The sequence below is a fragment of the Streptomyces sp. NPDC088817 genome (genome assembly GCF_044750345.1).
Taxonomy (GTDB): Bacteria; Actinomycetota; Actinomycetes; order Streptomycetales; family Streptomycetaceae; genus Streptomyces.
The window spans coordinates 81,419-107,589 of sequence record NZ_JBIVJN010000001.1 but is presented as its reverse complement, the minus strand read 5'-3'; the positions used below and the strand labels follow the sequence as shown (position 1 = coordinate 107,589).

24 protein-coding genes and 1 pseudogene are annotated in these 26,171 nt (G+C 71.0%); 16 read left to right on the top strand and 9 right to left on the bottom strand.

Features of this window, described 5'->3' with window-relative positions:
* Positions 1–119 precede the first annotated feature (119 nt).
* The 11 genes from ACIP4X_RS00515 (at position 120) to ACIP4X_RS00465 (ending at position 12,682) form a co-directional block, all read left to right on the top strand.
* On the top strand, positions 120–788 hold the full coding sequence (locus ACIP4X_RS00515) for an FCD domain-containing protein (protein ID WP_391453704.1): 669 nt from the start codon (positions 120–122) through the stop codon (positions 786–788).
* Complete coding sequence (locus ACIP4X_RS00510) at positions 785–1,693, top strand: dihydrodipicolinate synthase family protein (protein ID WP_358732572.1); 909 nt, start codon at positions 785–787, stop codon at positions 1,691–1,693. Before ACIP4X_RS00515 ends, ACIP4X_RS00510 begins: the two co-directional genes overlap by 4 nt.
* Positions 1,690–3,429: an L-arabinonate dehydratase gene (gene araD / locus ACIP4X_RS00505; protein ID WP_391453706.1), complete on the top strand. Its 1,740-nt coding sequence runs from the start codon at positions 1,690–1,692 to the stop codon at positions 3,427–3,429. Before ACIP4X_RS00510 ends, araD begins: the two co-directional genes overlap by 4 nt.
* Before the next feature lie 132 nt (positions 3,430–3,561).
* Entirely contained in the window at positions 3,562–4,494 is a 933-nt protein-coding gene (locus ACIP4X_RS00500; protein ID WP_391453708.1) for an ABC transporter permease subunit, read from the top strand.
* The gene (locus tag ACIP4X_RS00495) at positions 4,491–5,375 is read left to right on the top strand and encodes an ABC transporter permease subunit (protein ID WP_391453710.1); all 885 of its coding nucleotides are present in this window, start codon (positions 4,491–4,493) and stop codon (positions 5,373–5,375) included. Before ACIP4X_RS00500 ends, ACIP4X_RS00495 begins: the two co-directional genes overlap by 4 nt.
* Positions 5,372–6,583, top strand: a complete 1,212-nt coding sequence (locus ACIP4X_RS00490) for a Gfo/Idh/MocA family oxidoreductase (RefSeq protein WP_391453712.1) — start codon at positions 5,372–5,374, stop codon at positions 6,581–6,583. Before ACIP4X_RS00495 ends, ACIP4X_RS00490 begins: the two co-directional genes overlap by 4 nt.
* A complete protein-coding gene (locus ACIP4X_RS00485) occupies positions 6,580–7,440 on the top strand; it encodes a PmoA family protein (protein ID WP_358732562.1) in 861 nt (286 codons plus the stop codon). The genes ACIP4X_RS00490 and ACIP4X_RS00485 overlap by 4 nt, the downstream gene beginning before the upstream one ends.
* 136 nt (positions 7,441–7,576) lie before the next feature.
* Complete coding sequence (locus tag ACIP4X_RS00480; RefSeq protein ID WP_401345931.1) at positions 7,577–8,917, top strand: ABC transporter substrate-binding protein; 1,341 nt, start codon at positions 7,577–7,579, stop codon at positions 8,915–8,917.
* A gap of 146 nt (positions 8,918–9,063) precedes the next feature.
* Entirely contained in the window at positions 9,064–10,371 is a 1,308-nt protein-coding gene (locus ACIP4X_RS00475; protein WP_401345928.1) for a polysaccharide lyase family 1 protein, read from the top strand.
* A gap of 237 nt (positions 10,372–10,608) precedes the next feature.
* The gene (locus ACIP4X_RS00470) at positions 10,609–11,754 is read left to right on the top strand and encodes a pectinesterase family protein (RefSeq protein WP_401345925.1); all 1,146 of its coding nucleotides are present in this window, start codon (positions 10,609–10,611) and stop codon (positions 11,752–11,754) included.
* A 130-nt stretch (positions 11,755–11,884) separates the two neighbouring features.
* Positions 11,885–12,682 (top strand): HAD family acid phosphatase, encoded by a 798-nt coding sequence (locus tag ACIP4X_RS00465; protein ID WP_358732555.1) that lies wholly within the window; start codon positions 11,885–11,887, stop codon positions 12,680–12,682.
* Positions 12,683–12,746: 64 nt separating this feature from the next.
* On the opposite strand, the gene ACIP4X_RS00460 is transcribed toward ACIP4X_RS00465, so the two are convergent.
* Both ACIP4X_RS00460 and ACIP4X_RS00455 read right to left on the bottom strand, forming a co-directional pair.
* Positions 12,747–13,226 carry a GNAT family N-acetyltransferase gene (locus ACIP4X_RS00460; protein ID WP_401345922.1) on the bottom strand — a complete coding sequence of 160 codons (480 nt, stop codon included), beginning with the start codon at positions 13,224–13,226 and terminating at the stop codon, positions 12,747–12,749.
* Between the two features lie 3 nt (positions 13,227–13,229).
* The gene (locus ACIP4X_RS00455; RefSeq protein ID WP_401345919.1) at positions 13,230–14,003 is read right to left on the bottom strand and encodes an IclR family transcriptional regulator; all 774 of its coding nucleotides are present in this window, start codon (positions 14,001–14,003) and stop codon (positions 13,230–13,232) included.
* Positions 14,004–14,170: 167 nt separating this feature from the next.
* Here ACIP4X_RS00455 and ACIP4X_RS00450 point away from each other — a divergent pair, with 167 nt between their 5' ends.
* The 4 genes from ACIP4X_RS00450 to ACIP4X_RS00435 all read left to right on the top strand — a co-directional run bounded on the left by ACIP4X_RS00450 (position 14,171) and on the right by ACIP4X_RS00435 (position 18,209).
* Positions 14,171–15,697, top strand: coding sequence for an aldehyde dehydrogenase (NADP(+)) (locus ACIP4X_RS00450; RefSeq protein WP_358732552.1), 1,527 nt, complete (start codon positions 14,171–14,173; stop codon positions 15,695–15,697).
* 49 nt (positions 15,698–15,746) lie between these two features.
* Complete coding sequence (locus tag ACIP4X_RS00445) at positions 15,747–16,250, top strand: GNAT family N-acetyltransferase (protein ID WP_401345917.1); 504 nt, start codon at positions 15,747–15,749, stop codon at positions 16,248–16,250.
* Between the two features lie 79 nt (positions 16,251–16,329).
* Positions 16,330–17,052 carry a DsbA family oxidoreductase gene (locus tag ACIP4X_RS00440; RefSeq protein ID WP_401345915.1) on the top strand — a complete coding sequence of 241 codons (723 nt, stop codon included), beginning with the start codon at positions 16,330–16,332 and terminating at the stop codon, positions 17,050–17,052.
* A 107-nt stretch (positions 17,053–17,159) separates the two neighbouring features.
* Entirely contained in the window at positions 17,160–18,209 is a 1,050-nt protein-coding gene (locus ACIP4X_RS00435) for an aminotransferase class V-fold PLP-dependent enzyme (RefSeq protein ID WP_391453721.1), read from the top strand.
* A gap of 152 nt (positions 18,210–18,361) precedes the next feature.
* Here ACIP4X_RS00435 and thpD read toward each other — a convergent pair whose 3' ends face one another.
* From thpD to ACIP4X_RS00410, 5 genes are all read right to left on the bottom strand, one after another.
* Positions 18,362–19,249, bottom strand: coding sequence for an ectoine hydroxylase (thpD, locus tag ACIP4X_RS00430; RefSeq protein WP_358732754.1), 888 nt, complete (start codon positions 19,247–19,249; stop codon positions 18,362–18,364).
* An 8-nt stretch (positions 19,250–19,257) separates the two neighbouring features.
* Positions 19,258–19,662 (bottom strand): ectoine synthase, encoded by a 405-nt coding sequence (locus ACIP4X_RS00425; RefSeq protein ID WP_358732546.1) that lies wholly within the window; start codon positions 19,660–19,662, stop codon positions 19,258–19,260.
* A gap of 70 nt (positions 19,663–19,732) precedes the next feature.
* Entirely contained in the window at positions 19,733–21,004 is a 1,272-nt protein-coding gene (gene ectB / locus ACIP4X_RS00420; RefSeq protein WP_358732545.1) for a diaminobutyrate--2-oxoglutarate transaminase, read from the bottom strand.
* 82 nt (positions 21,005–21,086) lie between these two features.
* Positions 21,087–21,626, bottom strand: a complete 540-nt coding sequence (gene ectA / locus ACIP4X_RS00415; RefSeq protein WP_358732543.1) for a diaminobutyrate acetyltransferase — start codon at positions 21,624–21,626, stop codon at positions 21,087–21,089.
* A 372-nt stretch (positions 21,627–21,998) separates the two neighbouring features.
* Positions 21,999–23,102: an aminotransferase class V-fold PLP-dependent enzyme gene (locus ACIP4X_RS00410; protein ID WP_358732541.1), complete on the bottom strand. Its 1,104-nt coding sequence runs from the start codon at positions 23,100–23,102 to the stop codon at positions 21,999–22,001.
* A gap of 127 nt (positions 23,103–23,229) precedes the next feature.
* Between ACIP4X_RS00410 and ACIP4X_RS00405 the strand changes: the two genes are divergently transcribed.
* Positions 23,230–24,327: an amidohydrolase family protein gene (locus ACIP4X_RS00405; RefSeq protein WP_358732540.1), complete on the top strand. Its 1,098-nt coding sequence runs from the start codon at positions 23,230–23,232 to the stop codon at positions 24,325–24,327.
* 159 nt (positions 24,328–24,486) lie between these two features.
* Here the strand turns inward: ACIP4X_RS00405 and ACIP4X_RS00400 are convergent.
* Together ACIP4X_RS00400 and ACIP4X_RS00395 are read right to left on the bottom strand one after the other, a co-directional pair.
* Positions 24,487–24,999, bottom strand: a pseudogene (locus tag ACIP4X_RS00400) (IS5/IS1182 family transposase); the annotation flags it as partial.
* A gap of 103 nt (positions 25,000–25,102) precedes the next feature.
* Positions 25,103–26,023: an SDR family NAD(P)-dependent oxidoreductase gene (locus ACIP4X_RS00395; RefSeq protein ID WP_358732538.1), complete on the bottom strand. Its 921-nt coding sequence runs from the start codon at positions 26,021–26,023 to the stop codon at positions 25,103–25,105.
* Positions 26,024–26,171 lie beyond the last annotated feature (148 nt).

Below are 26,171 nucleotides of genomic sequence, written 5' to 3'. Positions count from 1 at the left end.
CTTTGCCCCTCTTACCTTCATCGCGTCGTACTTCGTACGTCATATATGAGACGCGATACGCGAGTTCGGAAACTCGCGATCCGAGCCGTGATGTGATCGACGAGATCCGAGAGGCGCGCATGACCTCTGTGCCCACGCCGATCCCCTCCCGCACGCAGGTCGTGCTGGAGGGAATCAAACACCGCATCCTCACCGGGCGGCTGACACCCGGTCAGGCCCTGGTCGAGACCGAACTCGCCGCCCAGTTCGGGGTCTCCAAGACCCCGGTGCGCGAGGCGCTGAAGACCCTGGCCGGCACCGGACTGGTCGTGATGAACCAGTACAAGGGCGTCACGGTGCGCGAGGTGGACGCGGACATGGCACGCGAGGTCTACGACGTGCGGCTGCTCCTCGAACCGGAGGCGCTGAGGCGTTCGGTGCGCCGCGGTGCCTCCCTGGACGCCGCCCGCGACGCGCTGAAGCGGGCCGAAGAGGCCGCGGACACCGCCGAACGCTCCCTCGCCAACCGCGAGTTCCACCGCGCCCTCTACCTGCCCTGCGGCAACCCGCTGCTCGGCAGGATGCTCGACGAGGTCCGCGACCAGGCAGCCCTCGTCTCCGCCGTCGCCTGGTCCGCCGACCCCTCCTGGGACCGGGAGGCCGCCGAGCACCAGGACATCCTGCGGCTCGCCCTGGAGGGCGACGCCGACGGCGCTGCCCGCGCCCTCCACGCCCACATCGCGTCGTTCGTGCAACGGGCCTTCCCCTCCGCGGAGTCGAAGGCCCAGGGAGAGGACGGTCAGGCATGACAACGGCGTTCGAGACCCAGCGGGCGGCCCTGGCCGACGTGGTGGCGATCCCGGTGACCCCGTTCACCGAGGACGGCGGCGTCGACGGCGCCACCTACCGGGCCCTGCTGCGCCGCCTGCTCGACGGCGGCATCACCACCCTCACGCCCAACGGCAACACCGGCGAGTTCTACGCCCTCACCCCCGAGGAGCGGCGGCAGGTCACCGAGATGACGGTCGAGGAGGCCGGGGACCGGGCGAGCATCCTGGTCGGCGTCGGCCACGACGTGCCCACCGCGGTCGCCACCGCCCGGCAGGCCCACGAGCTGGGCGCGCAGATGGTCATGGTCCACCAGCCCGTGCACCCCTACGTCTCCCAGGGCGGCTGGGTCGACTACCACCGCGCCATCGCCGAGGCCGTGCCCGAGCTGGGCGTCGTCCCCTACATCCGCAACGCCCAGCTGCCCGGCACCCGCCTGGCCGAACTCGCCGACGCCTGCCCGAACGTCATCGGCGTCAAGTACGCCGTCCCGGACGCCACCCGCTTCGGCGCCTTCGCCCGGGACGCGGGCCTGGACAGGTTCGTGTGGGTCGCGGGACTCGCCGAGCCCTACGCGCCCTCCTACTTCTCCGCCGGCGCCACCGGCTTCACCTCCGGCCTGGTCAACGTCGCCCCGGCCGTCTCCGTCAGCATGCTCAGGGCGCTCAGGGCCGGCGACTACCCGGCCGCGATGAAGGTCTGGGAGCGGATCCGCCGCTTCGAGGAGCTGCGCGCGGCGAACGGGTCCGCGAACAACGTCACCGTCGTCAAGGAGGCCCTCGCCGCGCTCGGCCTGTGCCGCCGGGACGTGCGCCCGCCGAGCAAGCCGCTGCCGGAGAGCGAACGCGCCGAGGTCGCCGCCATCGCCGCGGGATGGTGGATATGAGTGCCCGGCCCGGCGGGACGCGCCCGGAGGACCTGCGCAGCCACCAGTGGTACGGCACCGACGGCCTGCGCTCCTTCAGCCACCGCGCACGCACCCGCCAGCTCGGCTACCTGCCCGAGGAACACCTGGGCAAGCCGGTCGTCGCGATCCTCAACACCTGGTCCGACATCAACCCCTGCCACGTCCACCTGCGCGACCGCGCCCAGGCGGTCAAGCGCGGGGTGTGGCAGGCGGGCGGCTTCCCGCTGGAGTTCCCGGTCTCCACGCTCAGCGAGACCTTCCAGAAGCCGACCCCGATGCTCTACCGCAACATGCTCGCCATGGAGACCGAGGAACTGCTGCGCTCCTACCCGGTCGACGGCGCGGTCCTGATGGGCGGCTGCGACAAGTCCACACCCGCCCTCCTGATGGGCGCCGCGAGCGCCGACCTGCCCGCCGTCTTCGTGCCCGCCGGGCCCATGCTGCCCGGCCACTGGCGCAGCGAGGTCCTCGGCTCCGGCACCGACATGTGGAAGTACTGGGACGACAAGCGGGCCGGACTGATCGGCGACTGCGAGATGGCCGAGCTGGAGAGCGGCCTGGCCCGCTCGCCCGGCCACTGCATGACCATGGGCACGGCCTCCACGCTGACCGCCGCGGCCGAGGCCCTCGGCGTGACCGTGCCCGGCGCCTCCAGCATCCCGGCCGTGGACTCCGGACACGACCGCATGGCGGCGAGGGCGGGCCTGACGATCGTCGAACTGGTCCGCAAGGACCGCAGGCTGAGCGAGATCCTGACCCGTGAGGCGTTCGAGGACGCGGTCACCACCGTCCTCGGGCTCGGCGGCTCCACCAACGCCGTGATCCATCTGATCGCCATGGCGGGCCGCGCGGGCGTCCGGCTCACCCTCGACGACTTCGACCGCATCGCCCGCACCGTGCCGGTCCTCGCCAACGTCCGCCCCGGCGGCCAGAAGTACCTCATGGAGGACTTCCACTTCGCCGGCGGCCTGCCCGGCTTCCTCTCCCGCATCCCGGACCTGCTCCACCTGGACCGGCCGACGGTGTCGTACGACACCCTGCGCGAGCAGATCGCCGGCGCGCGGGTGCACGACGACGACGTGATCCGGCCCCGCGACAACCCGGTCGCGGACGAGGGCGGCGTGGCGGTGCTGCGCGGCAACCTCTGCCCGGACGGCGCCGTCATCAAGCACATCGCCGCCGAACCGCACCTGCTCGAACACACCGGGCCCGCCGTCGTCTTCGACGACTACCGGACCATGCAGCGCACCATCAACGACCCGTCGCTCGGCATCACCGCCGACAGCGTGCTCGTGCTGCGCGGCTCCGGCCCCAAGGGCGGCCCCGGAATGCCCGAGTACGGCATGCTGCCCATCCCCGACCACCTGCTCAAGCAGGGTGTGCGGGACATGGTCCGGATCTCCGACGCCCGTATGAGCGGCACGAGTTACGGCGCCTGCGTGCTGCACGTCGCCCCCGAGAGCCACGTCGGCGGACCGCTGGCGCTGGTGCGCACGGGCGACCGGATCACCCTCGACGTCAAGGCCCGCACCCTCCGACTCCACGTGGACGACGAGGAGTTGGAACGCCGCAGGGCCGAGTGGACGCCGCCGCCCGCGCGGTACGAGCGGGGTTACGGCGCCCTGTACTCCGAACAGATCACCCAGGCCGACACCGGCTGCGACTTCGAGTTCCTGGCCCGGCCCGGAAAGGTGCCGGACCCGTACGCCGGGTAGCCGGCCCCGCCCGGAACCGGGAGACCATCGCCCCATCCCCCTGCCCACTCCGCGGAAGCGCTTCACCCACGTGTACGTAGCAAGCGCTTCCTACGGACCGCTGTACTGCCCCACTGCGAACGGAGAACAGTCGTGGCCCAAGCCGCAGCCGTGGCGAAACCGCCCGCGCCACCCCGGCGGCGCGGTGCCTCCGCCACGCCGCGCAGGCTCCCGTACCTGCTGATCGCCCCGGCCGCCCTGCTCATGCTGGGCTTCATCGCCTACCCGGTGCTCAGCGTCTTCTACTACAGCCTGCAGAACTACAACCCCACCAAGCCGTGGCGGAACGGATACGCGGGCTTCGACAACTTCGTCCACGCCTTCACCCAGGACCCCCAGTTCTGGGACACGCTGATCTTCAGCGCCAAGTGGGTGGTCGTCGAGGTCGGGCTGCAACTGCTCCTCGGACTCGCCCTCGCCCTGATCGTCAACCAGACCTTCGTGGGCCGCGGGCTCGGCCGGGCCCTGGTGTTCTCCCCGTGGGCCGTCTCCGGCGTGCTCACCTCCGCGATCTGGGTGCTGCTCTACAACTCCCAGACCGGCATCACCCGTTACCTCGCCGACATGGGCATCGGCTCCTACGGCACCAGCTGGCTGTCCGACACCTCCACGGTGTTCCCGGCGGCGGTGGTCGCCGACCTGTGGCGCGGGGTGCCCTTCTTCGCCATCCTCATCCTCGCCGACCTCCAGTCCGTCTCGAAGGACCTGTACGAGGCGGCCGAGGTCGACGGGGCGAGCCGGCTCAAGCAGTTCTGGCACATCACCCTGCCCCATCTGAAGGACGCCATCGTCCTGTCCACGCTGTTGCGCGCGGTGTGGGAGTTCAACAACGTCGACCTGCTCTACACCCTCACCGGCGGCGGACCGGCCGGAGAGACCACCACCCTGCCGCTCTACATCGCCAACACCAGCGTCGACGCCCACAACTTCGGCTACGCGTCCGCCCTGACCACGGTGGCGTTCGTCATCCTGCTCTTCTGCTCGATCGTCTATCTGCGGCTGAGCAAGTTCGGAGGTGAGAAGTGATCACCGAGATCGCGCCCGCGCCCGAGCGCGCGGTGCCCGGACCGGCCCGGCCGCGCGGCGCGCGCCGCGCCTGGGACGAGGTCCCGCGCTGGCACATCTATCTGCCGCTGTCCGTGTACCTGCTCTTCACGCTGATCCCCTTCTACTGGATCCTGCTGTTCGCGCTGCGCCCGGCCGGCTCCACCTCGCTCGTGCCCTGGCCGATGACCTTCGACCACTTCGAGAAGGTGTGGACCGAGCGGAGCTTCGGCCTCTACTTCCAGAACAGCGTGCTCGTCGGCGTCGCGACCCTGGTCCTCACCACGGTCGTCGCCCTGGCCGGCGGCTACGCGCTCGCCCGGTTCGACTTCCGGCTCAAGCGCGGCTTCATGCTGGCCCTGCTCTGCTCCCAGTTCGTGCCCGGCGCGCTGCTGCTCGTCCCGCTCTTCCAGATCTTCGCCGAGCTGTCGATGATCAACTCGCTGGGCAGTGTCGTCATCGCCGAGACCGTCTTCCAGCTGCCGCTGTCGATGATCCTGATCAGCGGCTTCATCAAGAACGTGCCCCCGTCCCTGGAGGAGGCCGCCTGGGTGGACGGCTGCAGCCGCTTCTCCGCGTTCCGGATCGTCGTCCTGCCGCTGCTGCGGCCCGGGCTGATCGCCGTCGGCTCCTTCGCCTTCGTGCACGCCTGGAACCACTTCCTGTTCGCCCTGATGTTCCTCTCCGACCAGAGCAAGCAGACCATCCCGGTCGGCCTCAACACCCTGATGAGCTCGGACAGCGTCGACCTGGGCGCGCTGGCCGCGGGCGGCATCGTCGCCGCCGTACCCGTGGTGATCGTGTTCGCCTTCATCCAGAAGTGGCTGATCACCGGCTTCAGCGCGGGGGCGGTGAAGGGATGACGGCCACCACGCCGCCCACAGCGGTCACCACGCCGACGGCGACCCCCGATCCGACGGCGGCCACCCCGCCGTTTCCGGTCGTGCTCGCCGGAGCCCGCGGCCACGGCCGCTGGCACCTGGACAACATCCGCCGGCTCCAGGAGAAGGGCCTCGTACGGCTCGTGGGGATCTGCGAGCTGACCCCGCTGACCGAGGACGAGATCCCCGACGGGCTCGGCACACCGGCACAGTCCGCCGACTTCGGCGCCCTGCTGGACGCAACCGGCGCGCGGATCGCGGTGATCTGCACGCCCATTCCGACCCACACCGACCTGGCGCTCACCGCCGCGGGGCGGGGCGTCCACCTCCTGCTGGAGAAGCCGCCCGCCCCCTCGTACGCGGAGTTCCGCCGCATGGCCGACGGCGTCGCCGAGGCCGGGGTCGCCTGCCAGATCGGCTTCCAGGCGCTGGGCTCGCGCGCGATGCCCGCGATCCGGGAGCTGGTCGCCAAGGGCATGATCGGGACGGTCGAGGGGGTCGGCGCGGCGGGCGCCTGGGCACGCGACGAGGCCTACTACCGGCGGGCGCCCTGGGCGGGCAGACGCCGCCTGAACGGCGTCGACGTGGTCGACGGGGTGCTCACCAATCCCCTCGCCCACGCCGTCTCCACCTCGCTCGCCCTGCTCGGCGCCACCCGCGCCGAGGACGTCACCGGCATCGAGACCGAGCTGTGGCGGGCCAACGACATCGAGGCCGACGACACCTCCTGCGTCCGCGTCACCACCCCGCACGGCCGGGCCGCCGTCGCGGCCACCCTGTGCGCCGAACGCCCCGACGACCCCTACGTCATGGTGCACGGCAGCAGCGGCCGGATCACCTTCTGGTACAAGCAGGACCGGGTGCTGCTGCAACGGGCGGGCCACGGCCCGGAGGAGTTCGAGTACGGCCGTACCGACCTGCTGGAGAACCTGGTCGACCACCTGACCACCGGGGCGCGACTGCTGGTCCCGCCCGCGTCCACGGGCGCCTTCATGCGGGTCGTCGAGGCGATCCGCACCGCCCCCGGACCTACCGCGCTGCCGGACCGTTCCTGGCGGCGCCCGGCCGGCGAGGACCGCCGGGTCGTGCCCGGCGTCGACGGACTCGTCGCGGCCGTCGCCGACACCCTCCGCCTGTACTCCGAACTGGACGTCGACTGGGCGTTGCCGAAGGAGGTGACCGTGGGATGACGGACTCCCCGGTCCTGCGCGTGGCGGGCCGCCCGGTCGCGCGCTGCGTCACCCGTCCCGAGCTGCCCGACCGGCTCTCCCCGCGCCCGTATCTGCACCCCGTCACCACCCTGGCCGGCACGGCGGTCACCGAACTCGGCCCCGCCGATCACCTCCACCACCTCGGCGTCGGTGTCGCCGTTCCCGACGTCGAGGGGCACAACTTCTGGGGCGGACGCACCTTCGTGCGCGACCGGGGCCCGACCGAGCTGGACAACCACGGCGCCCAGCGGCACACCGGCTTCCCGCTGCGCGAGGCCGACCGGTTCACGGAGGAGCTGCGCTGGGTCGCCGCGGGCCGTGAACTGCTGCGCGAGCGCCGTACCGTCGCGGCCACCGGACTCACCACCACCGCCTGGGCCCTGGACTTCACCTTCGCCCTCACCAACGTCACCCCGCGGGCGCTGTCGATCGGCAGCCCCGCCACCAACGGGCGCCCCGGCGCGGCGTACGGCGGCTTCTTCTGGCGGGCCCGCAAGGAGGAACGGCCCCCGCTCGTGCTCACCGCCGACGGGGACGGCGAGGCGGCGGCCCACGGCACCCGCGCCGGCTGGCTGGCGCTCGTCGGCGGCACCTGGACGCTGGTGTTCGCCGGCGCCACCGGCGCCACCCGCGAGGACGCCTGGTTCGTGCGGGCCGCCGAGTACCCGGGAGTCGGCTCGTCGCTGGCGGCGGAGCGGCGGCTCGCGATCGAGCCGGGTGGGACGGTCCTGCGCCGGATCGTCACCGTCGTCGCCGACGGACGGCTCGGCCGGGACGAGGCCGGGGAACTGGCCCGCGAGGCGGTCCTGTCGTCCCCCACGCCCAACGAGTCGTAACCCACCCGCAGTCATCGGTCGGGAGCCGCCGTGGCACATCCTTCCAGCAAGCGCTTACCGGCGGGTCTCCCCACGTCTCACGCCCCAAGCACCGTGTTCCATCTCCGAGTTGGATCCAGAAGAAGAGAGCTGATCAATGAAGATCAACATCCGTAGAAGCAGGCGCGCCGCCGTCGCCGTCGTCCTGGGTTCCGCGCTCGCGCTGACCGCCACCGCGTGCGGTGACGACGGCAGCGGCTCCGCGAAGAGCAAGGGTTCCGAGGGGTCAGGCAAGGGCGAGATCACCTTCTGGGACAACAACGGCGGTGTGCGCACCGACGTCTGGAAGCAGATCATCGCGGACTTCGAGAAGAAGTACCCGGACATCAAGGTCAACTACGTCGGCATCCCGGCCGCGAGCGCCCAGTCCAAGTTCGACACCGCCATCCAGGGCGGCGGTCTGCCGGACGTCGGCGGCGTGGGCACCGCGGTGCTCGCCGAGATCGCCGCCCAGGGCGCCCTGGAGCCGCTGGACGGCCGGCTGGCCAAGAGCGAGCTGAACGGCAAGCTCAGCGAGAACGTGCTCGGCGTCAGCAAGGCGGCGGGCGGCGGCGACACCCTGTACCACGTGCCGACCTCGGTGAACAACGGCACGCTGTGGTACCGCACCGACCTGTTCAAGAAGGCGGGCCTGGACGCGCCGACCACCTGGGGCAAGTTCTACGAGGCCGCGGACAAGCTCACCGACCAGGGCAAGAACGCGTTCGGCTTCACCATCCGCGGCGGCGAGGGCTCCATCGCCCCGGCCCTGGACGCGGTGTACGGACAGTCCGGCATCACCTCGTTCTGGGACGGCGACAAGACCACCGTCAACGACCCCAAGAACGTGGCGGCGCTGGAGAAGTACGTCGCGCTGTACAAGAAGGACACCCCGTCCGCCGACGTCAACAACGACTTCACCAAGATGGTCGCCCAGTGGGACAGCGGCACCATCGGCATGCTGAGCCACAACCTGGGCTCGTACCAGGACCATCTGAAGGCCCTCGGCAAGGACAAGTTCCGCGGCGTCCCGAACCCCACGCTGGACGACGGCACCCGGGTGCAGGTGTCCAACCCGGTCGACGGTCTGGGCCTTTTCAAGGCGAGCAAGAACAAGGCGGCCGCGTGGAAGTTCATCGAGTTCGCCGCCTCGGCCGCGGAGAACTCCAAGTTCAACGAGTCCGCCGGGCAGGTGCCGACCAACGTCGACGCCGCCCAGGACGCCTGGATCCAGCAGGCCGAGCCGACGAAGCTGGCGGCCGAGGCGCTGAACGGGGCCGACACGAAGATCGTGCAGCTGCCGTACTACCTGCCCGACTGGAACACCATCTCCAAGGCCGACAACGAGCCGAACTTCCAGAAGGTGCTGCTCGGCAAGATGAGCGCCAAGCAGTTCCTGGACACGCTGGCCGACCAGCTCGACAAGGCGCAGGCCGAATGGAAGCAGAACCAGGGCTGACGCCGGCCGGCGCAACGAAGGCGGACGGTCCGGGAGCCTGTTGTCGCATCCGGGCCGCCGGCCGTCCGCGGCGGGGCGCGCGGTTCCCCGCGCCCCTTCTCGTCCCGACTCTCCGTTGAAAGAGGATCCGTACAGTGCGTACTTCGATGTGTCATGCACGCGTCATTGTCACCACGGTGAGCTGCGCGGCGCTGGTGCTCGCCGTCACCGGCACCACGTCCGCCGCCGCGGCCCCCGCGGCCGCCGACCCCGCCCGCCAGGTGCTCGGCGCCAAGGACGGCTGGGGCTCGTACGGCACCGGCACCACCGGCGGCGCCGGCGCCGACGCCGCCCACACCTACACGGTCACCACCTGGGACGGCTTCAAGGCCGCGCTCGCCGAGGGAGGCAGCGCGCCCAGGGTCATCAAGGTCAAGGGCATGGTCGACGCCGACGGCCCGAACTGCTCCGCCTTCGAGGTGCCCGGCTACGACTTCGACGCCTACCTGGAGACCTACTCGCCCGAGACCTGGGGCCGGGACCGGAACCTGGACGGTGAGCCCGACGACAGCCCCGAGGGTCTGCGCCGCGCCTCCGCCGCCGTCCAGGACAAGTACATCAAGGCGAACATCCCCGCCAACACCACCATCGTGGGCGTCGGCAAGGACGCCGGCTTCAAGGGCGCCAGCCTCCAGATCAAGAACGTGGACAACGTCGTCGTCCGCAACCTCACCCTGGAGAGCCCGCTGGACTGCTTCCCGCAGTGGGACCCCACCGACACCGCCGACGGCAACTGGAACTCCGAGTACGACAGCGCGGTGATCACCGGCTCCACCCATGTGTGGATGGACCACAACACGTTCACCGACGGCGAGCACCCCAACAGCACCCTGCCGTACTACTACGGCCGGATCTTCGAGCAGCACGACGGCGAGCTGGACATCGTCAGGGGTGCCGACTACGTGACGGTCTCCTGGAACGTCTTCGAGGACCACGACAAGACCATCCTCATCGGCAACAGCGACAGTGCGTCCACCGCCGCGGTCGACCGGGGCCACCTCAAGGTGACCCTGCACCACAACCTGTTCAGGAACCTGGTCGAGCGGGCCCCGCGCGTCCGCTTCGGACAGGTCGACTCCTACAACAACCACTATGTGGCCCAGGCCGGCTACGGCTACAGCCTCGGCATCGGCATGGAGTCCCGACTCGTCGCCGAGCACAACGCGTTCACGCTGGCGCGGGGCGTCGAGGCGGGCCGGATCCTGAAGAAGTGGAAGGACTCGCCGGTCACCGAGTCCCACAACTACGTCAACGGCAGGCTCACCGACCTGGTCGCCGTGCACAACGCCCAGGTGCCCGACGAGATCCTCCAGCGGGGCGGGGACTGGACCCCGGCCCTGCGCACCCGGATCGACAACCCGAAGGCGCTGCCCGGCATCGTCGACCACCGGGCGGGCGCGGGCCGTCTGCACTGACGCTCGGTTCCCGGCGGGCCGGGGGTACACCCTCGGCCCCGGCCCGCCGCCGTCCCGTCCCGTCCCGGCGGTTGACCCGCCCCGCCATCGCGATTGCCTCGACCCGCCACCGTCGTTGACCGGCGCTGCGTTGGCTCGCCACCGCCGAGAACCGCCCCGCCCCTGGCCCGCCGCCGTGCTGCCCCGCCACCGTTGTCGACCCGCCTGCCCTGTCCCGCCCCGCGAAGGAGCACCCGTATGCCCTCGCCCCACCTCCGCCCGTTCTCGCCCTCGCTGCCCGGGAAGGGGCTGTCCAGAAGGGGGCTGCTGCTTGCCGGGGCCGCCGCTGGCGTCGCGCTCGGTGCGGTCGGCGTGCCCGCTTGGGCCGTCGCCCGGCCGTTCGGCCGCTACGGCTCGCCGGACGCCCGCCGTACCCCGCGCACCCTCTACGTCGACCCGCACGGCCGGGGCGACTTCACCCGGGTGCAGGCCGCGGTGGACGCGGCCGTCGGCGGCGGATGGACCCTGGTCCTCGCGCCGGGCACCTACCGGGAGACCGTCTCCGTGGACACCGCCCGCCCGGACATGACCTGGATCGGCGCCACGGGCGACGCCCGCGACGTGGTGATCGTGTACGACAACGCGGCCGGCACCCCGAGGCCCGACGGCGGCACCTACGGCACCAGCGGATCGGCCACCACGACCGTCCAGGCGGACGGCTTCACCGCCCACAGGATCACGTTCGCCAACGACTGGCTGCGCGCGGACCATCCCGGCGTCACCGGCACCCAGGCCGTCGCCGTCAAGGCGCAGGGCGACCGCTCGGCGTTCCGGCACTGCCGCTTCCTCGGCCACCAGGACACCCTGTACGCCGACACCAGGTCCCTGACCGCCTTCGCCCGCCAGTACTACGCCCACTGCCACGTCGAGGGCGACGTCGATTTCGTCTTCGGTCGCGCGACCGCGGTGTTCGAGAACTGCCACTTCCGCGCGCTGGACCGCACCGACCTGGCGGCGCCGCCGTACGGCTTCGTCTTCGCGCCCTCCACCGCGGCCGCCAACCCGCGCGGCTACCTGGTCACGCACGGCCGGGTCACCAGCCGGGCCCCGGACGGCGGCTACAAGCTCGCCCGCCCCTGGGTGCCCAGCTCGGACACGACCGCCCGGCCGATGCTGACCGTCCGTGACACCTGGCTCGGCGCAGGCGTCGACACGGTCACGCCATACGCCAATATGTCGGACATGTACCCCTGGCAGGACCAGCGTTTCGCCGAGTACCGCAACTCCGGACCCGGCGCGCGGATCACCGTACCGGCCAACCGCCCCCAGCTCACCGGGGTCCAGGCCCGGGCGGCGACCCGGGAGGCGTACCTCGGCGACTGGACGCCGTGGCGGGAACGCTGACGGTGCGTGACCGGGTGAGGTGAACGGCGGGTTGCGCAGGCGAATTGCCGGTCCCGCCAGATATCGATAGGGCAAAAGGTACCCCGTACAGTCTCGCGCATCCGAGGGTGACGCGCGTAGAAAACGACTCATGCACAAGCCACTGCGTATCGCGGCCCTCGCCGCCACCTGCGCCCTCACCGGTGCCGTGATCTACGGCGCCGGTGCGGCCACGGCAGGTCAGTCGACCGCCAACTCGACCCACGAGCCCTACAACATCGGGCTCCTCACCCAGGACATCGACACCTACTACGGCACCAAGCTCGACAGCGACGGTGTCTACCAGGCGTCCCCGGACAGCCAGTACGCCAAGGACCTCGCGCGCGTCGACGCCGAGGCCAGGAAGTGGATCGACAAGGCGGCGGACAAGGCGGGCCACAAGGGCCAGAAGAAGCCGGCCGTCGTCTTCGACATCGACGACACCCTGCTGCTCAGCCTGGACTACGAGAAGAAGAACAGCTACGGCTACAACAGCGCGACCTGGGCGGCCTACGTCAACCGGGCCGACCGCCCGGCCGTCTTCGGCAGCCCCGAACTCGTGCGGTACGCCGCGAAGAAGGGCGTCACCGTCTTCTACAACTCCGGGCTCAGCGAGGCGCAGCGCTCCGCCGCCGTGGAGAACCTGAAGAAGGTGGGCGCCGACGTCAACCTCGACGCCGCGCACATGTTCCTCAAGGACGCGGCCAATCCGCCGTCCTACCTGAAGAACTGCGCCACCCCGGGCTCCTGGACCTGCACGACCGTCCAGTACAAGTCCGGCACCCGCAAGCACATCGAGGACCTCGGGTACGACATCGTCGCCAACCTCGGCGACCAGTACTCCGACCTCGACGGCGGCCACGCGGACCACACCTTCAAGCTGCCGAACCCCACGTACTTCGTCAGCTGATTCAAGGCACGTGCCCCGCCCGGTCCACGAGCCCGGGCGGGGCACGCCCCGTGCGTGCCCGCCGTCATCCGGCGTCGGCCCGCAGCGTCAGCACCACCTCGTCGATCTCCTCGCCACGCGCCTCGGCGAACCCCCGGGCCCGCGCCGACTCCCGGAACCCGCACTTGGCGAGCACCCGCAGCGAACCGGCGTTGTCCGCCGCGGCCCGCGCGTACAGCGGACGTTCGGGTACCTCGGCCAGCAGGGCCCGCAGCGCGGCCGTGGCGACGCCCCGGCCCCAGTAGGCGCGGTCCACCCAGTAGGTGACCTCGCACTCACCCGGCTCGCCGTAGACGGCGGCGCTGCCGACCACGTCACCGTCCAGCAGGACGGTGCGCAGCACGACGGACGAGGCGCGCATCCCGCGCCAGTGCGCAGCGAAGGCCTCGTGGTCGGCCGGGTTCCTCGGGGTGAAGGCGGCCATCCGCAGCGCCTCCGGGTCGTTCATCTGCCGGAAGAACACCGGCAGATCGCTGTCGTGGACCTCGCGGAGCACGACCTCCATGTGTCACAGCCTCCGGGTGGCGAGCGTCAGTCGGTCACGGGCGTCGAAGAGAGCATCCTTCACCATCTGCTCGTGCGCCGCCGTCAGGCGCGCCACCGGGACCGAGCAGCTCACCGCGTCCCGGGCCGGGGTCCGGTACGGGATCGCCACCCCGAAGCAGCGCAGACCCAGGGTGTTCTCCTCGCGGTCGACCGCGTACCCCTGCTCGCGGATCCGACGCAGTTCCCCGATGAGCCGCTCGCGGTCGGTGATGGTGTGCTCGGTCAGCGCGGGCAGCGTCTCGGGGAGCATCTTGCGCACCTGCTCGTCGGTGTACGTGCTCAGCAGCGCCTTGCCCAGCGAGGTGGAGTGCGCGGGCAGGCGGCGCCCGACCCGGGTGAAGGGGCGCAGATAGTGCTGCGACTGGCGGGTGGCCAGGTAGACGACGTTCGTGCCGTCGAGACGGGCCAGGTGGATCGTCTCGGTGGTGTCGTCGGACAGCCGGTCCAGCGTGGGACGGGCCGCCGCGACCACCTCGTCGCCGTCGATGTAGGACGTGCCGACGAGCAGCGCCCGTACGCCGATGCCGTAGCGCGTGCCGGTGGCGTCGGTCTCGACCCAGCCCAGTTCGACGAGCGTGCGCAGCAGCATGTACAGGCTGGACTTGGGATAGCCGACGGCCTCCTGGACCGCGGCCAGCGAGTGCATACCGAGCCGGCCGGCGAAGAACTCGAGCAACTCCACGGTCCGTACCGCGGACTTGACCTGCGCCCCGCCGCCTGCGTCGCCTGCCGACATCGCCCTGGACCCCTTCGTTCGACGAGAAGCTGGAGATATAGTCTCCGGCAGTGTATTCACCACCAGAGACAGCGTTCAGCATATCGAACGCGCTGGTGGTGACCCCCAATACGGCCGACCGTAGAGACCGGCCGGATACTGCGGCAAGACATGTGGAGGGATCCGCGGTGGCAGCACCAGTGTGGAGTGTCGACCCCCGTACCGGGAAGCAGCGGGAGCAGGTCGCGGTGGAGGCCACGGCGCAGGAGGTGGACGCCGCCGTGCGGGACGCGCACGAGGTGCGCACGGCGCTCGCCGACCGTGCCGTCCGCGCGGCCTTCCTGCGCTCCGCCGCCGACCGGCTGGAAGGGGCCCGGGACCGGCTCGTCGAGGCCGCCGACGCCGAGACCGCGCTCGGACCGGTCCGGCTCACCGGCGAACTGGCCCGCACCTGCTACCAGTTGAGGGCCTTCGCGGACATCGTCGACGAGGGCGCCTTCCTCGACGTGATCATCAACCACCCGGACGCCGACGCGGCCCCGCCGATCCCGGACCTGCGCCGCCACAAGGTGCCGCTCGGGGTCGTCGCCGTCTACTCGGCCTCCAACTTCCCCTTCGCCTTCTCGGTCGCCGGCGGCGACACGGCGAGCGCGCTCGCCGCGGGCTGCCCCGTCGTCGTCAAGGCCCACCCCGACCACCCGGCCCTGTCCGAGCTGGTCGCCAGGGTGCTGCGCGGGGCGGCCGCGCACCACGGCGTCCCCGAGACCGTGCTCGGCCTGGTCCACGGCTTCGAGGCGGGCATCGAACTCGTCCGGCACCCGCTGGTCGCGGCCGCCGGCTTCACCGGTTCCGTACGCGGCGGCCGGGCCCTGTTCGACGCCGCGGCCGCGCGGCCGGCGCCGATCCCGTTCCACGGCGAACTGGGCTCGCTCAACCCGGTCCTCGTCACCGAGGCGGCGGCCGCCGAGCGGGCCGAGGCCATCGGCGCCGGGCTGGCCGGCTCGATGACGATGGGGGTCGGGCAGTTCTGCGTGAAGCCCGGACTGGTCCTCGTGCCGTCCGGAGCCGCCGGCGACGGCCTGGTGAAGTCGCTCACCGACGCCGTCAGCGACACCGACCCGGGCGTCCTGCTCGACCACCGGATGCGCGACAACTTCCTCACCGGCGTCGCCGAGCGCTCGGCACTGCCCGGAGTCGAGTCGCCGGTCACCGCGGGCGCGGGCGGCGAGCACTCGGTCAGCGCGGGCTTCCTGACCGTCCCGGCCGCGCGGCTCGCCGAGGAGGGGCAGCACGACCTGCTCCTGGAGGAGTGCTTCGGACCGGTCACCGTGGTGGCCCGCTACGAGGACGAGACCGAGGTCGAGGCCGTCCTGTCGCGGCTGCCCGGCAACCTCAGCGCGACCGTGCACCTGTCCGCCGAGGAGGCGGCCGGCCAGGGGCGCGGCGCCGAACTGCTCGCCCGGCTGACCCCGCTGGCCGGTCGCGTGCTCGTCAACGGCTGGCCGACCGGTGTCGCCGTGGCCGCCGCCCAGCACCACGGCGGCCCCTACCCGGCGACGACCTCGACCTCCACCTCGGTCGGCGGTACGGCGATCGAGCGGTGGATGCGTCCGGTGGCGTACCAGAACGTCCCGGAGGCGCTGCTGCCGCCCGAGCTGCGTGACGACAACCCTCTCGGGCTGCCCCGCCGCTTCGACGGACGTCTGGAGCGCTGACCCCGCACCGCACGGAACCGGATCGCCGGGCCTCCGCGTCCTCCGTCGCATGATCGACGACGGTGAACGCGGACGCCTGGTGATCCGAACCGCCGTGCCCGCCGAGGCGGAGGCCGTCGCCGGCCTGATGACGCGTGCGCGGTCCACGTACTACCCGGACGGCGTCCCGGAGGCCGACGCCGACTGGACCGCCCGGTGGCGCGCGGCCATCGCACGCCCCGACGGCCAGGTGCTGTGCGCCGTCGACCAGGGCCGCATCGTCGGCGTCGCCTCCTTCCGCACCCCGCGAGGCGGCCCCGCGGACATGGTCGTGCTGCTCCAGTTCCACGTCGACCCCGGCCACTGGCGCTCGGGCATCGGCACGGCGCTGCACGCGGCCTGCGTCGAGCAGTGGCGCACCGACGGCAGGCGGACGGCCGTCCTGGAGGTGCACACCGGCAACGAACGGGCCCGTCGCTTCTACGCCCGGCGGGGCTGGACCCCGGATCCGCTGCGGCCTCCCGCCGAGGGCGAGCGTCATCTGGGGCTGCGCCGCACGGTGACCGGGGAATGAAAACCGCTGCTTGAACGTTCACGGACCCGGCGGAGGACGTCCACCTCCGCTTCCGTACGAGCGGGAGAGAGCCGAGAGCATGCGCGTCGAGATCTGGTCGGACATCGCCTGTCCCTGGTGCTACGTCGGGAAGGCGCGCTTCGAGAAGGCGCTCGCGGCCTTCCCGCACCGGGAGCAGGTCGAGGTGGTGCACCGGTCGTTCGAGCTGGATCCGGGGCGCGCCAAGGACGACGTGCAGCCGGTGGTCGCCATGCTCACCAAGAAGTACGGGATGAGCGAGGCGCAGGCGCACGAGGGCGAGGACAACCTGGGACGGCAGGCCGCCGCCGAGGGCCTCGACTACCGCACCCGCGGCCGGGACCACGGCAGCACCTTCGACATGCACCGCCTGCTGCACCTCGCCAAGGAGCACGGCAGGCAGAGCGAGCTGCTGGACGCCCTGTACCGGGCGAACTTCGCCGAGGAGCGGTCCGTCTTCACCGAGGGCGGCGAACGTCTGGTGGAGCTCGCCGTCGCCGCCGGACTCGACGCCGACGCCGCCCGCAAGGTGCTCGCCGAACCCGACGCCTACGCCGAAGAGGTCCGCGCCGACGAGCGGGAAGCCGCGCAACTCGGAGCCTCCGGAGTCCCGTTCTTCGTGCTCGACCGGAAGTACGGCGTCTCCGGCGCCCAGCCCGCCGAGGTCTTCACCCAGGCCCTCACCCAGGCGTGGGGCGAGCGCTCACCGCTGACCCTCCTCCAGAGCGGCGACACGGACGGGGACGCCTGCGGCCCGGACGGATGCGCGGTGCCGCGGAGCTGAGCGTCGCGGACGAACCGCAGGTCACGGCGGATCCATAAGGGTTGCTTCGCGGATCTGCGCGGAAATTCGCAATGGACGGGGGCCGCGACGGGCCGCACAGTGGACCCATGGAAACCTTCGAGACCCTCGTCCGCGCCGAGTTCGCCCCGAAGACCACCTATCTGAACAGCGCAACCCTCGGTCTCCTGCCCGCCCGTACCGTGGAGGCCCTGGGCACCGCCGTGGCGGCGGTCGCCGCCGGGCAGCCGACCGACATGTTCGCCGACGTCGAGGCCGCCCGCGCCTCCTTCGCCCGGCTGATGAAGGTGCCGGACCGGCGCGTGGCGGCCGGCGCCTCCGTCGCCGTCTACACCGGACTGATCGCCGCCGCGCTGCCCGAGGGCGCCGAAGTCCTCACCGTGGAGGGCGACTTCAGCTCCGTGGTGAACCCCTTCCACGTCCGCCGGGACCTGAAGGTGCGCAGCGCTCCGCTGGAAGGGATCGCCGAGGCGGTACGGCCCGGCACGGCCCTGGTCGCGGTGAGCGCCGCACAGTCGGCCGACGGCCGCGTCGCCGACCTGCCCGCCATCCGCGCGGCCGCGCGCGAACACGGCGCGCGCGTGTACGTCGACGCCTCCCAGGCCGCCGGCTGGCTGGACCTCGACGCGGACGCCTACGACTACGTCAGCACCGTCGCCTTCAAGTGGCTCCTGTGCCCGCGAGGCGTGGCCTTCCTGGTCGTCCCCGACGACCTCGGCGGCCTGAACCCGCTGTTCGCGGGCTGGGTGGCGGGGGAGCGGCCCTGGGACAGCTGCTACGGCCCCGTCGAGGAACTCGCCCACTCCGCACGGCGGTTCGACGAGAGTCCCGCCTTGTTCTGCTACGCGGGCGCCCGCCGCTCACTCGAACTCGTCGAGGAGCTCGGCGTGTCCGCCGTACGCGCCCACGATCTCGCGCTCGCCGACCGCTTCCGCGCCGGGCTGCGCTCCCTCGGCCACGAACCGGTCTCCGCGCCGGGTTCCCCGATCGTCGCCGTGCCGGGACTCGGCGCGCGCCAGGCAGAGTTGAGCGCCGAGGGCATCGAGGTCTCCCAGCGCGCGGGCAATCTGCGGGCCGCCTTTCACCTCTACAACACGCCCGCCGACGTCGACCGCCTGCTGGACGCTCTGGCCGGCTGAGGCCGCCGCCCGGACGCGGACACGGGCCGGGGCCTCCCGTCCCACACGAGGAGGCCCCGGCCGGTCCGTCGTCCCACCGCACGGGTGTGAAGTCCCGTGCGCCGATGCTGTGTCTTCCGGGGGCCAACCCCCGGACCCCCGGCCGGTTCGTCTCACCGCACCGGAGTGAAGTCCCGCGCCCCGATGAACTCCGGGCGCCGTACCGGCGCCGCGAACGGGTCGACCGCCGTGTTCTCCACGCTGTTGAACACGATGAACACGTTGCTGCGCGGGAACGGCGTGATGTTGTCGCCGGAGCCGTGCATGCAGTTGCAGTCGAACCAGGTCGCGGAGCCCGCCCGGCCCGTGAACAGCTTGATGCCGTACTGCCCGGCCAGCGCGGTCAGCGCCTCGTCGGACGGCGTGCCCGCGTCCTGCATCTGCAGCGACTTCTTGTAGTTGTCCTTCGGCGTGGCCCCCGCACAGCCGAGGAACGTCCGGTGCGACCCCGGCATGATCATGAGGCCGCCGTTGGTGTCGTGGTTCTCGGTCAGCGCGATCGAGACGGACACCGCCCGCATGTTCGGCAGGCCGTCCTCGGCGTGCCAGGTCTCGAAGTCCGAGTGCCAGTAGAAGCCGCTGGCCCCGAAGCCCGGCTTGACGTTGATCCGCGACTGGTGGACGTAGACGTCCGAGCCGAGGATCTGCCGGGCCCGCCCGACGACGCGCTCGTCGCGTACCAGAGCGGCGAACACCTCGCTGATCCGGTGGACTTCGAAGACCGAGCGGATCTCCTTGGACTTCGGCTCCACGATGGAGCGTTCGTCGGCCCGGATCCCCGGATCGCTCACCAGCCGGTCCAGCTCGCGCCGGTAGACGGCGACCTCGTCCTCGGTGATCAGCTGGTCGACGGCGAGGAAGCCGTCGCGCTCGAACGACTGGAGGCCGGCGGTGTCGATCGGTCCGGGCGTGTCGGGGGAGCCCCAGACGACCGGGTCCTGGCGGGGAGTGGTCACCTCGGTGGTGCCGCGGGTGGGATACAGGTCGGTGACGGTGCCCATGGTCGTGCTCACACCTCCTCGGCCTCGGTGAGCAGGGGATAGACGCCGTTCTCGTCGTGGTCCTCCCGGCCCGTGACGGGCGGGTTGAACACGCAGACGCAGCGGAAGTCCTCCTTGACGCGGAGCGTGTGCCGCTCGTGGCCGTCGAGGAGGTACATGGTGCCGGGCGTGATCGTGTACGTCTTCCCGGTCTCGCGGTCGGTCAGCTCGGCCTCGCCCTCGACACAGACGACGGCCTCGATGTGGTTGGCGTACCACATCGACGTCTCCGTGCCCGCGTACAGGATCGTCTCGTGCACGGAGAAGCCGACCTTCTCCTTGGCGAGGACGATGCGCTTGCTCTCCCAGGTGCCGGACGCGGCCTTCACATGCCGGTCGGTGCCTTCGATGTCCTTGAACGAACGGACGATCACGGTGTCGCGTGCCTCCTTGCGTGGTTGCTTCCGGTTCTCTGTGGCTGTGTGGCTGTGGGGCCCGCTGGTCTCAGGCGGTCTCGCGTGTCGCGCGGGCGAGGATGCTCATGCCCTCGTCCAGCTCGTCGGCGGTGATGGTCAGCGCCGGCAGCAGCTTGACGACCTCGCCCTGCGGGCCCGACGTCTCGACCAGCAGCCCGAGGTCGAAGGCGCGCCGCGCGATCCGCCCGGCGCGCTCCCGGTCGTGGAACTCCATGCCCCACACCAGGCCCCGGCCCCGGTACTCCTTGACGTCCGCGAGGTTCTCCTCGGTGATCGAGATCAGCCACTGTTCGAGCCGCTCACCGCGGGCGCGGGTCTGCTTCTCCATCGCCGAGCCGTCCGTCCAGTAGGTCTCAAGAGCGGCCGTGGCCGTGACGAACGCAGGGTTGTTCCCGCGGAAGGTGCCGTTGTGCTCGCCCGGCTCCCACACGTCCAGCTCCGGCCGGAACAGGCACAGCGACATCGGCAGGCCGTAGCCGCTGATGGACTTGGAGACGGTGACGATGTCGGGCACGATCCCGGCCTCCTCGAAGGAGAAGAAGGCCCCGGTGCGCCCGCACCCCATCTGGATGTCGTCGACGATCAGCAGCATGTCCTGCCGCTCGCACAGCTCCTTGAGCGCGCGCAGCCACTCGGGCCGGGCGACGTTGATGCCGCCCTCGCCCTGCACGGTCTCGACGATCACGGCGGCCGGCTTGTTCAGACCGGAGCCCTGGTCCTCAAGGAGCCGCTCGAACCACAGGAAGTCCGGGACCTTGCCGTCGAAGTAGTTGTCGAACGGCATGGGCGTGCCGTGCACGAGCGGGATACCGGCGCCGGCCCGCTTGAAGGCGTTCCCGGTGACGGCCAGGGAGCCCAGCGACATGCCGTGGAAGGCGTTCGTGAACGACACGATCGCCTCGCGCCCCTTGACCTTGCGGGCCAGCTTCAGCGCCGACTCCACGGCGTTGGTGCCGGTCGGGCCCGGGAACATCACCTTGTACGGCAGGTCGCGGGGGCGCAGGACCAGGTTCTGGAAGGTCTGGAGGAAGGTGCGCTTGGCGGTGGTCGACATGTCGAGCCCGTGGGTGACCCCGTCGCGCTCCAGGTAGTCGATCAACGCCCGTTTCAGCACCGGGTTGTTGTGGCCGTAGTTGAGCGAGCCCGCGCCCGCGAAGAAGTCGAGGTACTCGTGGCCGTCCTCGTCGTACATACGGCTGCCGCGCGCGCGGTCGAAGACGGTGGGCCAGCCGCGGCAGTAGCTGCGCACCTCGGACTCCAGGGTCTCGAAGACGCTCAGGTCGGGCTGGGTGATGGTCACGGCGAATCGCTCCTCGGTGGGGGAGTGAAAGGGAGGCGGAGAGGGGGGGGCTGGGACCGGAGGCCGGCCGGAGGGGCCGCGGTCAGAAGGAGAGCGGGCCGATCCGGTGGAGGACCTCCGGGTCGTGCGGTCCGTCCGGGAACTGCTCGGTCCCGAACAGGACCTCGCGCTCGACCGCGGCGCCGTGCCGGGCGGCGTAGGAGGCGAAGAGCCGCTCGGAGGCGGTGTTGCCCGGAGTGATCGTGGTCTCCAGGGAGGTGAGCCCGCGCTCGGCCGCGACCCGGGCGGTCAGCGCGTCCAGCAGCCGGGCGGCCAGGCCCTGTCCGCGGTGGCCGGCGTCCACGGCCACCTGCCACACGAGCAGGGTGTGCGGACGGTCGGGCCGCGCGTACCCGGTGACGAAACCGACCGGCTCGCCGTCGGCGCCGCGCGCCACGGCCGAGGTGGCGGCGAAGTCGCGGCACCAGAGTAGATAGCTGTACGAGGAGTTCACATCCAGCGTCCCGGATTCCTTCGCAAGTCGCCAGAGTGCGGCGCCGTCGGCGGGGGATGGACGCTCGATGCGGGGCGTCTCCGGCAATTCTGTGTGGGGGGAACGCAGGTCTGCTTGGGCGGCAGTCATGTGGAATGAACTTACCGAGCAGAATTCAAAAATGCATCGCCCGAGAACCTTACGTGGGCCGGGCACATGTGTTATCGCGCGGGCGCCTGATCGCGCGAGAGGGGGGCGTTATGGGCGGGTTTGCCCCTTAATTACTGGGCAAAAGGGTCACGCCTGTGGAGTCCGTCACAGTCGGACAACGCTCCCGGCGACCTTCGAATTGGGTCGCCGAGAGCTCGTGAAATCTCTGCGTTTACGCCCCGGGAAACGGGGCAGAAGAATATGGGAAGCTGCCCGGAATTTAATTACCGAATTATCTCGTCAATAAGTTCTGTGAGTTCTGTGAGCCCTGTCCGTCCGATTCCGGAGAACGCGGGCCCGCCGCCCGCGCGTCTACTGCTGCCAGGCCTTCGCGGCCGCCTGTCGGGCGCCCTCGGCGTCCACGGTCGCGCCGAGGCCCGTCAGGGCGGCGGCCAGGGCCGTCAGGGCGGCCTCGACGACGTCCGGGGTGGCGTCCTGTCCGTAGTGGTTGACGCGGACCATCTCCTTGGCGAGCGGGCCGCCGCCCGCGGCCAGCGGGAGGGCGGGGCCGGTCTCCAGGGCGCGCGCGACCAGCTCGGAGGCGTCGACGTCCGACGGGGCCCGCAGGGTGGTGGCGACCGGGGCCGCCTCCGACGCCTGGTGCACGTAGGGCTCCAGGCCCGCGCCGAGAGCCGTCGCACCCGCGCGGGTCGCGGCGGCGGCGCGGCGGTGACGGTCCATCACCGCGGCCAGGCCGGAAGTCTCGATGCGCTCGAGACAGGCCTCCAGTGCCAGCATCTCCAACTGCGCGGGCGCGTGCAGCAGCGCCTTGCGGCCGCCGTCGAGCCAGCGCTCCTTCCAGTCGAGGAGGGACAGGTAGGAGCGGCGCGGAGCGTGCGGGTTCGCCGCCATCCGGGCCCAGGCGCGCTCGCTGACCGACACCGCCGACACCCCGGCCGGGCCGCCCATCGCCTTCTGCGCCCCGATCACGCAGAGGTCCACGCCCCACGCGTCCGGCAGCACCGGCTCGGCGCCGACCGAGGCCACGGCGTCCAGGTAGAACAGGGCGCCCTGCTCCGCCACGGCCTCGCCGATCTCCGCGACCGGGTTGGTGTTGCCGGTCGCCGCCTCCGCGTGCACCAGCGACACGAAGTCGATCTCCGGGTGCTCGGCGAAGGCCTCCCTGACCTGGTCCGCCGTGACCGCCGTGTGGTACGGCACGGACAGGTCGTACACCGTCGCGCCGCAGTCGCGCAGCCAGTCGCCGAACGTCTGTCCGTACGGACCGGTGATCACGTTCAGCGCGGTCGTGCCGGGACCGGCCGTGCCCCTGATGGCGCCCTCCAGCGGCAGCAGCGCCTCGCCCTGCATGATCACGACGTCCTGCTCGGTGGCCAGCAGCCGCGCCACCCGGTCCTCGATCGAGGCGAAACGGTCGGCGCTCAGCGGGGCGAGGTCCAGGAACGGGTTGGTCACGGCGGTGCTCTCTTCGTACGGGCCGAGGCGGACGCATCGAGGGTAGTCGGCGGGTCTGCCCCGCTTTCACCCGGTGACCTCGGACCGGGTGGTCCGCGACGGGCGCGGGCTGATTAGGGTGCGGTGCATGAGCGATCACGCGGTGCTGCACGTGAAGGGTCGGGTGCTCGTCGGCCCGGACGAGGACCAGGTCCGGGACGAGCTGTGGGTGGTCGGCGGCCGGATCTCCTACGACCGCCCCACAGGCGCCGCCGATGTCAGGACCGTCGAGGGCTGGGTGCTGCCCGGCCTGGTCGACGCGCACTGCCACGTCGGCCTCGACGAGCACGGACCGGTGCCCGACGACGTCTCGGAGAAGCAGGCGCTGACCGACCGCGACGCGGGCACCCTCCTGCTGCGGGACGCGGGCTCGCCCTCGGACACCCGCTGGATCGACGAGCGCGAGGACCTGCCGAAGATCATCCGTGCGGGCCGCCACATCGCCCGCACCCGCCGCTACATCCGCAACTACGCGTGGGAGATCGAACCGGAGGACCTGGTCGCGTACGTCGCCCAGGAGGCCCGGCGCGGCGACGGCTGGGTCAAGCTGGTCGGCGACTGGATCGACCGCGACCTCGGCGACCTGTCGGCCTGCTGGCCGCGCGGGGCGGTCGAGGCGGCGATAGCGGAGGCCCACCGCCTGGGCGCGCGGGTGACGGCCCACTGTTTCGCGGAGGACTCCCTGCGCGATCTGGTCGAGGCGGGCATCGACTGCATCGAGCACGCCACGGGTCTGACCGAGGACCTGATCCCGCTGTTCGCCGAACGCGGCGTCGCGATCGTCCCCACCCTCGTCAACATCGCCACCTTCCCCCGCCTCGCCGACGGCGGCGAGACCAAGTTCCCGCGCTGGTCGGCCCATATGCGCCGGCTGCACGAACGTCGCTACGACACGGTCCGGAACGCCTACGACGCCGGCATCCCGGTCTACGTCGGCACCGACGCCGGCGGCTCCCTGCCCCACGGCCTGGCGGCGGCCGAGGTCGCCGAGCTGGTCAAGGCCGGCATTCCGCCGCTGCAAGCCCTCTCCGCGACCACCTGGGCCGCCCGCGCCTGGCTGGGCCGCCCCGGCCTGACCGAGGGCGCCCCCGCCGACCTCGTCGTCTACGACGAGGACCCACGCGCGGACGTACGGGTACTGGCGGCACCGGGGCGCGTGGTGCTGAACGGCCGCGTGACCGGCTGAGAGACAAGGGGCCTCGCCCCTGCGGCCGACGTGTGGACCCCGTCCGATCGGCGGAGACGTGATCGGACGGGGTTTTTCATGCGCGCCAGGGCACGTGACCGCCCAGGTGAAGACACAGTTCGGTCACAGGATTTTCACGGGTTTCGAAGTCTGCCCCTCGAGGCGGTCGGTCAACTCGTCGAACTCGTCGAGGGTTTCGGGGAGCAGCGTGGTCGCGAATGTCCGCGCCGGCGGGCACCGTGACCACGGGTATCCCGTACCCGTCGGTCAACTGGGAGCGCTTGGTGCCCTGCTTGCCCCGGTCTACCGGAGACTTCCCCGCGCACTGCCCGCCCGAGGGTGCCTTGGTGATGCACCCGTCCGCGGCCAGGTCCTCGAGTTCCAGGCCCACCATCTGGTCGTACGCTCGCAGCACGGCGAGGAGCAGGTGGCCGATGACACCGGCCTCGATCCACTCGTCCCGTCGCCGGCGGATCGTGGTCGCCGAACAGGCCCGGTCAGCGACCCGCTCTTAGCCCATCCCCGAGACCAGCGCCAGGACAAGTCGAACACGACCGCGTCCGCGATCCGCGGGTTGTGGCACCCCGGCGGGTGCGAATCGGGCCGGGCAGGGAGCAGCCTCAGGAACTCCTCACGGATCGGGTCGATGATGGACGCGGGCACGGCGGACACGAACCCCCCAGATGGTCACATAGCGTAGACAACTCCATGATCATCAAACCCGTCTCCGTCGTGCCACCCTCTCCGTCCTCGCCCGAGCCTACTGGCCGACGCTCTAGATGATGAAGCGGTGGATGGCCTCGTTGGCGTGGTCCTGAAACGACGGGTTGGCCAGGTCAGGGAAGATGTCCGCTTGGTCGACCAAGGGACCCTTCAGCTTGTTGGCCGCGCTGGCGTAGAACACGCCGCTGGACAGGGTCGGGTCGGTGACACCGTCGACCAGTCGCTTCGCGCCAACCTCAAGCTTGTGGGAGATCCCTAGGGCGGGCATGACGTACTTGGCCGCCATACGCAGCGGTAGGGCGATGTCGTTGGAGGCTTGGGTGCCGGTGGTGGCGCCGGGACTCACGGTGATGAAGCGGCGGTCGGGGTGTTGGCGGGCCAGGTAGGCCATCCATAGGGCCCCGATGTACTTGGCCTGCCCGAAGGCGAGGTTGAAGTCGGTCTTTCCGTCGGCGAAGAATCTACCGTCGATGACGGTGGCGAGTTCATCGGCAGAGGTTGAGACAAAGGACGGCCGTTTCATCCGCAAAATCGGAAGTCCCCTGGCTGCTTCACTTCCGGCGAGGACCGCGACCTCGCCAAGCCGCCCCTCGGCCAAGAGCCCTTCGAGGAGGACGACGTGGCCAAGAACATTCGTCGCGAACACATTGGTGACGCCGTCGGCGGTCAACTCCATCGATTGCGGGCCAATGACACCAGCGTTCATGACCAACGCGTCGACGGATCCGTCGATGGCCGCAAGGCCGGTTCGGACCGAGCCCAGATCGGCGACATCCATAACAACGATGTCGAAGATGCGCCGGCCGGTAGCGGCTTCGAGTTCGGCCTTTGCCGTTGTCGCCCGATCTCGGTTGCGGCATGCCAAGTAGATGCGGGCCGTCTCCGGTCGCAAAGCCAGTTGCCGGGCCACGTCCTTGCCGATCCCGACGTTGGCGCCCGTAATCATCACGGTCTTTCCTGGGAGTGTGCTCATCGGGATTCCCTCTCATCTTCTGTGGGGCTGTTCAGGTTGGACGGCTCTTGCTGCGTCGCGGGGCCAGTGCTCCGTTGGCGAGTCACGCGGCCGTTCTTGGTCGAGGGCTCTGCTGCCACTGCTGCACCCCTGACTTTGGACGTCGGAT